This is a genomic window from Piscinibacter sp. PDB5-1 (assembly GCF_056676035.1).
Genome location: NZ_JBWVZL010000013.1, coordinates 1 through 4,973, shown reverse-complemented (window position 1 = coordinate 4,973; position 4,973 = coordinate 1). Strand labels below are relative to the sequence as shown.

Annotated in this window: 3 protein-coding genes; all 3 read right to left on the bottom strand. The window is 58.6% G+C overall.

The features are described 5' to 3' along the window. Window positions 1–263: 263 nt before the first annotated feature. The 3 genes from AC1KAT_RS22100 to AC1KAT_RS22090 all read right to left on the bottom strand — a co-directional run bounded on the left by AC1KAT_RS22100 (window position 264) and on the right by AC1KAT_RS22090 (window position 4,387). Entirely contained in the window at window positions 264–662 is a 399-nt protein-coding gene (locus tag AC1KAT_RS22100) for a hypothetical protein (protein WP_480329501.1), read from the bottom strand. A 2,469-nt stretch (window positions 663–3,131) separates the two neighbouring features. Next, the gene (locus tag AC1KAT_RS22095; protein ID WP_480329499.1) at window positions 3,132–3,632 is read right to left on the bottom strand and encodes a hypothetical protein; all 501 of its coding nucleotides are present in this window, start codon (window positions 3,630–3,632) and stop codon (window positions 3,132–3,134) included. Between the two features lie 74 nt (window positions 3,633–3,706). After that, the gene (locus AC1KAT_RS22090) at window positions 3,707–4,387 is read right to left on the bottom strand and encodes a hypothetical protein (RefSeq protein WP_480329497.1); all 681 of its coding nucleotides are present in this window, start codon (window positions 4,385–4,387) and stop codon (window positions 3,707–3,709) included. Window positions 4,388–4,973 lie beyond the last annotated feature (586 nt).

Below are 4,973 nucleotides of genomic sequence, written 5' to 3'. Positions count from 1 at the left end.
TCGATCGCCATAGGACACCCAACTTTCGATAGATGGTCGAAAGAGAACTATGTCCCAGTCGAGGAGCGACACCCGCGAATCGAAGTCCTCTTCTGATACGACATCGGCCGCAAGATCGACGCCTATTGCAAGCACTCTTTTGGGCATGGCTAGGGGAGACCTGTGACGCCTAACGTTTGACATGAGCGGTGGCGCAAGGGCGCAGCCCTTGTGACATCCGCTCGATGGAAGGGTTAGGCGATTCTTGCTTGAACATGGACATGTTAGTGGGCTATGCGGACGACGCCTGACATGATGATGATTGATAAGAAGGCGACGAATATCACAGCAAGGAGAAGTACGGCAGTGAATACGAGCATCCCGCAGCGAAGTGCGCCGATGGAGTGGCCAAGCAGGTTTGCTCGCTGGTGGAGAAACAGTGCTCCGATTGCTGTTTGAGAGGCAGTTGCAGCCAACCAGGCAGAGACGTAGCTGACGCCAAGCGCTTGAAGGAGTGTGGCAAATATGAAAGCGGCTCCAAGGGAAACCGCCGCAAATGCAAGGCTGTGCTTCGAAGAGATCGCTACGCCAAAGAGCCTCGCCGAAGCTCTGATGCAGAACCAATAGATCACAACGCCGGCCGCGAGCCCAACGAGGTCAGAGATCTCTATTGCATCGAGCATCTTGGGAAGCGCCTAACGTTTGACATGAGCGGGGACGCAAGGGCGAAGCCCTTGTGGCATCCGCTCGATGGAATGGTTAGACAGCGACCGGCTCGCATGGCCCGTTAACCCGAGCCACGCAGACTGCGCCAACCCTTCGCCGCCCTGGCTGGGAAGTTTCGCTGACGCGCCGCTGCTAGCAAAGCACGCTCGTGACCCGCCACTGGCGGTGCGCTGGCCGCCAACGGACGGACAGCCCACGCAGAACTCGGCACGCCTCTTGTCGCATGGCACCGACTTTCCTCGGCCGATGTCTAACGTTTGACATGAGCGGTTCGCCGAAGGCGTATCCGCTCGATGGAGGGGTTAGACCTCTGTGGACGAAGCCACAGAGGAATGCCCGCAGACGAACCGCAGCTTGAGCCAGCACGGCTGACAAACCGATAGGCCCGATGACCCACGTTACGTGCGCTGGCCGCCAACGGACGGACAGCCAGCTTCAACCGCTGAGACCTGCCGACCGAAGCCGCCACCAGCGGATGCCCGCACGATGCGCGCGGCCGCCAGGTTTGACCAGAACGCGCAGTCGTTTGATGAAGCACCGTTTGCATAACTCGCACTGCTTTCGAAGGCACGCGGCCTAGACCAACACTGAGGTCTAACGTTTGACATGAGCGGGCCGCCGAAGGCGGATCCGCTCGATGGAATGGTTGGGCGTCAGGCGCGGGCTAGACATTTGAGTTCTGTCTCCGTTTTGACAGGTGACGGAGGGCAAAGTCTATGAGCAACAAAGGGGCCGAGACGAAGAGGCCCAGCACCGTTGCGGCAAAGGCTCCGCCGAAGAACAGAACGAGGAGAGCGCCCGCCCAATTTTGGGTACCAACCATGCACTCGCCAGGAGAGTACGGATTCGGCTTGCACCCGGGAATTAGCCATATGGCGAGTTGGGCGGCAAATGCGACAAGACAAGGAACCGCGAACACCCATAACGCAGTTTTGCGGACGAACCTTGTGCTCAGCTTCATGACGCCCAACGTTTGACATGAGGGGTGGCTTGACGGCGCAGCCGGCAAGACATCCCCTCGATGGAAGGGTTAGACAGCGACCGGCTCGCTTGGCCCAACAACCGGCGCCACGCAGACCGATTGAACGGCCCTTGCCTTTCGCCGCCTCGGCTGCCAAGTTTCTCCGATGCGCCCCTGCTTGCACGGCACCTGGTGAAACCGCTCAGCCGGTGCGCTGGCCGCCAACGGACGGACAGCCCACGAAGAACTCGGCGCGCTTCTTCTCGCATGGCACCACTTTCAATCGGCCGATGTCTAACGTTTGACATGAGCGGCTCGCCGAAGGCGAGTCCGCTCGATGGAAGGGTTAGACCTCTGTGGACGAAGCCACAGAGGAAGGCCCACAAACAAGCCGAAGTGTGAGTCAGCACGTCCGACAAACCGATAGGCCCGATGACCCACGTTACGTGCGCTGGCCGCCAACGGACGGACAGCCCGCGACAACCGTTGCGACCTGCCCCGCGAAGCCACCGCCAATGGATGCCCGCACGATGCGCGTGACCACGAGGTTTGGCCGGATCGCGCAGTCGTTTGATGAAGCACCGTTTGCATAGCTTGCACTGCTTTCGAAGGCACCCTGCCAAACCAACACTGAGGTCTAACGTTTGACATGAGGGATGACCGACCGGCGCAGCCGGTTGGGCATCCCCTCGATGGAATGGTTAGGAGTTCCTAGCTCGCCGACGGACGAGCCACACACCGGAAACCAGAGAGCCGGCGAGGGCCAACAATCCAACACCAACCCCAACAGCTATGCCAGGAAGCATCATTGCCCATGGCAAGCCGACGAAATCTCCGGTGGTATGCGAGGGGCCAAACATGACGCTGTAGCCTGCTGCAATGCCACAAATTGCCCCGATCAGGACTCCGCCGATCACGATCCCGACAGCAGGAAGAAGATAAGTTCGCTGGAACTTTCGCGGGGGAGGTGAGCAGTTCCACCAAACCGCTCCGATTAGAACGAAAGCGAACGCAATCGGTTCAGCGATGAAACTGATCAGCAGATCAATGACTTCAATCCAGTCCGATGCACTCATAGTCGCCATAGAAATCCTAACGTTTGACATGAGCGGTGGCACAAGGGCGTAGCCCTTGTGACATCCGCTCGATGGAGTGGTTAGATCTCTGTGGCCGAAGGCACGCCCCGAATTGCCGAAGCCGCGGACCCACGTTGCCGCACTGACCCAACCCCGACTGCTGCCGCTCAGCCCTTGACACTTGCCCGCTCGCAGCGCCGCTGGCGGCAACACCATCAGAGCTGCGCAGACGCTGGGCGCCAGCAAAACACTCCGAGCCACGGGTCAGAAGGACAGCCATTTCAGTTGCTTCTCGAAGGCGCATGCGCACGGGCCGAACTGAGATCTAACGTTTGACATGAGCGGGGACCGACCGGCGCAGCCGGTTGGGCATCCGCTCGATGGAATGGTTAGACGGTCCCGTCGAGGTAGGCATCGATTCTTTCGTCGGGGCAATCGTTGCCTTGGAGAAGCAACTCTAGCTGTTCCACTTTCGGAAAGCCGATGCTCCGCGCAAACTTGACCGCCTCGGCAACGTGAGACGGGCCACCGCCAAACTCCCATATGTGCAACGAAAGCATGTGGAAGATGGGTCTCAGAACCGAAGCTCCAAGAGACTCGAATTCTTCAGGGCACTCCCTATAGAAGTACAGGTACTCTGGAACTGCGCCAGCAAGATCAACAACAAACAACTGCCCGTTGTGTTCCCACAATGGGAGCAGGCATCGGTCGGCAAATGACTGCCACTGCCCCGGGGAGTCCGGCCAGCCTTGGGTGTAGAAGCTGTCCGGTCGATCGAACAAATACGCCAGGGAAGCAGGAGCCTTCAACGACACGAGGAACTCTTCCATCGGCCTCGCAAGCCCGAGATCGGCGATTGCACTCGCACGCATTGACACCTGGATGTGCATGGACGTCTAACGTTTGACATGAGAGGCCCGACCCGGCTTGCCGGGGCGGGTCCTCTCGATGGAAGGGTTAGGCGTCATTTTCGACTAGTCGACGCGGGCGGATGATCTGGGGCTGGCCCGCTGTAGTTCCCGACTTGCGCCAACGACACCTTCGGGCCTGCCTTCCGGCCATTCCATGTGAAGCGAATCGTGGACACAGCGCCGTTCTTCGTGAACTCGAGTTCTTTAGGTCGCAGAGTTCCGAACGCCCCACCATGGTCTGGCTTGCCCATGAGAAGGTGCATCTCAATTCCATTCACTTTTGATCCTAGCGCCATGAGTTGACCTGTCTCGGCGTTGAACTTCGGCGTCAACTCAAAGCTTGACGAGTGATAGACCTTTGCGGTGGGTTTCGAGATATAGAGCCCCCAGCCTGCTGGCCAGCGCGCCTGTGGCTCACAAAGTAGTGTTGAGCACTTTTCGTTAACCAGAAATGGGTCTCCAGATTTCTGCTTGATCTGTCCGGAGTGCACGAGGCCAAGCATTGTTTTTAGGAACCATCGTTCGAGGTGAGCTCCGTCAACTACAAACTTCTGGCTCTTTGGCGTCGAGCCAAGGTAGTCCGCATCAATGGTTGAGATCGCATCTACCAGTTCCCCAATGCATTGATCCAAAGGAGATAGATCTGAGTTGTGCACGTCGCACAAGACGTTTGCGACAAGGCTCTTCTTGCCGACGGATGTCATTTCCTCCTTCGGTAGCCAGCTGAGGCCCATGATGTCAATCGACTTGTTGTGGCGCTCGATCTTGTTTAACAGGTTGTGTGAGATGCAGTGCTCCCCCGTGATCTTGGTTGAGCATCCGTTGGCGCTCGAGAGATAGCACTTTGGGTGACCGTACCCACTCCTATTCGTGCGGATAAAAACCGGAATAGACATGCCGCTGATGACGCCTAACGTTTGACATGAGGGGTGGCTTGACGGCGCAGCCGGCAAGACATCCCCTCGATGGAAGGGTTAGACAGCGACCGGCTCGCTTGGCCCAACAACCGGCGCCACGCAGACCGATTGAACGGCCCTTGCCTTTCGCCGCCTCGGCTGCCAAGTTTCTCCGATGCGCCCCTGCTTGCACGGCACCTGGTGAAACCGCTCAGCCGGTGCGCTGGCCGCCAACGGACGGACAGCCCACGAAGAACTCGGCGCGCTTCTTCTCGCATGGCACCACTTTCAATCGGCCGATGTCTAACGTTTGACATGAGCGGCTCGCCGAAGGCGAGTCCGCTCGATGGAAGGGTTAGACCTCTGTGGACGAAGCCACAGAGGAAGGCCCACAAACAAGCCGAAGTGTGAGTCAGCACGTCCG

Excerpts from the sequence above, each read along its gene's own strand:
- AC1KAT_RS22090 (WP_480329497.1), bottom strand. The coding sequence starts at position 4,387 with ATGGGCCTCAGCTGGCTACCGAAGGAGGAAATGACATCCGTCGGCAAG.
- AC1KAT_RS22095 (WP_480329499.1), bottom strand. The coding sequence starts at position 3,632 with ATGCACATCCAGGTGTCAATGCGTGCGAGTGCAATCGCCGATCTCGGG.
- AC1KAT_RS22100 (WP_480329501.1), bottom strand. The coding sequence starts at position 662 with ATGCTCGATGCAATAGAGATCTCTGACCTCGTTGGGCTCGCGGCCGGC.